Raw genomic sequence first — 2,454 nt, 5'->3', positions numbered from 1 at the left:
TCGGTGGCCAAGGAGGTGCGTTATGAGGCTCCCCGGCTGGCTGTGGTCTCGACCGTGACGGGCCGGTTGGCCGAGGGTGAGGACCTGCGCTCGGCGGACTACTGGGTGACCCAGGTCCGGCAGCCGGTCCGCTACGCCGACGCCGTCACCACCCTGTACGACCAGGGAGCGCGGACCGTCGTGGAGATAGGCCCCGGCGGCGTCCTCACCGCCCTCACCCGAACGGTGCTCGCCGACCGGGACGACGTCACCGTCCAGGCCCTCCAGCGCTCGGATCGGCCCGAACCGTCCGCACTCGCCGACGGCATCGGCACCCTCCACGCCCGGGGCGTGCCCGTCGACTGGGAGGCGTTCTTCGCCGGCACCGGAGCCCGCCGGGTCCCGCTGCCCACCTACGCCTTCCGGCACCAGCGGTACTGGGCCGACGCACTCGCGGCCGGCCGCCGGGACGCCGGCGGATTCGGCCTGGACAACACCGAGCACCCCCTCATCGGCGCCGCGCTGTTCCCCGGAGACCGCGACGAGGCCCTGTTCACGGCCCGCCTGTCGTCCCGCACGGACCGGTTGCTCGCCGCCCACACCGTCGCCGGAGAGACCGTCGTGCCCGGCACGGTCCTCGCCGAACTCGCCGTCCGGGCCGGGGACGAGACCGGCTGCACGACCCTGGACGAACTCGTCGTCGACGCGCCGCTGGTACTGCCCCGCGAGGGGGCCCTGCACCTCCAGGTCCGCGTCGGCGAACCGGACACGGCCGGCCGGCGCGCCCTCACCGTCCACGCCCGGCCCGAGGCGGCCGACGCGTCCTGGACGCGCCACGCCCACGGCGTGCTCGGCGACGCCCCGCTCGTCCCGCCGGCGGACACCGAGCCCGCGCCGTGGCCGCCGGCCGGCGCAGAGCCGTTCGCAGCCACGGACGGGACCGAACCCCCGGACATGGGGCACGAGTTGTACGAACGCTTCGCCGCAGCCGGTGTGCACTACGGGCCCGCGTACCGAGGGCTCACCCGGATGTGGCGACGCGCCGGTGAACTGTTCGCCGAGGTGGCCCTGGCCTCCGACACCGACCCGCGCGCCGAGACATTCGGGCTCCACCCGGCCCTGCTGGAGGCCGCCCTGCAGCCGCTGTACGCCGCCGGACTGCCCGGCCTGCCCGCCACCGTCACCCGATGGCGCGGTCTGCGGCTGCACGCCGTCGGCGCGGACACCCTGCGCGTCCACCTCGCCCCGAGCCCCGCCGCCGACGACACCTACGCGGTGCGGCTCACCGACCCGGCCGGACAAGTGGTCGCGGAGGCCGACGCCGTGACCGTCGGCCCCGTCCGCGCCGAAACGCTGCGGGCCGCCCGCACCCGGCACCGCGACGCCCTCCACCACGTGGAGTGGATCGCCCGGCCCCTGCCCGCTGCTTCCCTCGACTGGCTCACGCTCGGCTCCGCCACCCACCCGGACGTACCCGCCGTCACGGCCGCCGTGGCCGGCGGACAGGCCGGGGCCGTACGCCTGGATCTGACCACCCCCGAGGGAGGCACCGCGGGCGACGCCGTCAGGGACACCGTCGGCCGGGCCCTGTCCTGGGCACGGCAGTGGCTCGCCGAGGAGACCCTGGCCGGCACGCCGCTGGTCGTCGTGACCCGTGGGGCCGTGGCCGTCACCGGCGACGAGGACGTCGACGACCCCGCCGCCGCTGCCGCCTGGGGCCTGCTGCGCTCGGCGCAGTCGGAGACGCCCGGGCGGATCGTCCTGGTGGACACGGACGGCGAACCCGGCCCGGACGCGCTGTCCGCCGTGGTCGCCTCCGGCGAACCCCAGGCCGCGATCCGCGGCACCGCCTCCGCCGACATCCCACCCGGAGATCTTCACCCATGACGGCGAGCCTCGGTTTCGTGAGATCGAGGAATCGGTGGTTCGCGAAGCGTTGGAGGCCACCGACGGCATCGTCTCCCTCGGCGGTGGCGCGATCCTCTCCGATCGCACCCGCGAACTGCTCCAGGGTCACACGGTCATCTACCTCGAGATCAGTGTCGCCGAAGGGCTTCGCCGCACCGGGGCGAACAATCATCGTCCGCTGCTGGCCGGCGGAGATCCCAAGGTCAAGTACCAGGAGTTGATGAGGCGTCGTCGTCCGCTGTACCGGCGTTCGGCCACGATTCGGATTCGGACCGACGGCCGAAGTCCGGCGCGTGTCGTCGGACAACTGGTGTCGAAACTTCAAGACAAATGAACAACCGGAGCGGAGTAGTGGAGCAGTGACCGAACCCGTACGTGTAGAGGTGAAGACCGCAAGTCCTTACCCGGTCGTGATCGGCCGCGGCCTGCTCGGTGATCTCGTTGCCGAGTTCGACGGCGCGCGCACTGTCGCGATCTTCCATCAGCCGCCGCTGGCAGAGACCGCGGAGGCCGTACGGGCTGCGTTGGCGGAGAAGGGAATTGACGCTCACCGTATCGAGATTCCCG

2 protein-coding genes and 1 pseudogene are annotated in these 2,454 nt (G+C 73.3%); all 3 read left to right on the top strand.

Annotation, left to right across the window (positions count from 1 at the left end; genetic code table 11):
* The coding region (locus ABT116_RS42685) for a SpnB-like Rossmann fold domain-containing protein (RefSeq protein WP_351646080.1) at positions 1-1,866 on the top strand (1,866 nt) is incomplete at its 5' end.
* Positions 1,867-1,900: 34 nt separating this feature from the next.
* On the top strand, positions 1,901-2,221 hold the full coding sequence (locus tag ABT116_RS42680; RefSeq protein ID WP_351646076.1) for a shikimate kinase: 321 nt from the start codon (positions 1,901-1,903) through the stop codon (positions 2,219-2,221).
* Between the two features lie 25 nt (positions 2,222-2,246).
* Positions 2,247-2,454: pseudogene (locus ABT116_RS42675) on the top strand (3-dehydroquinate synthase); the annotation flags it as partial.

Origin of the sequence: Streptomyces sp. NPDC002130 (assembly GCF_040296465.1) — a bacterium.
GTDB lineage: Bacteria > Actinomycetota > Actinomycetes > Streptomycetales > Streptomycetaceae > Streptomyces.
This window is presented reverse-complemented; position numbering and strand designations above follow the sequence as displayed.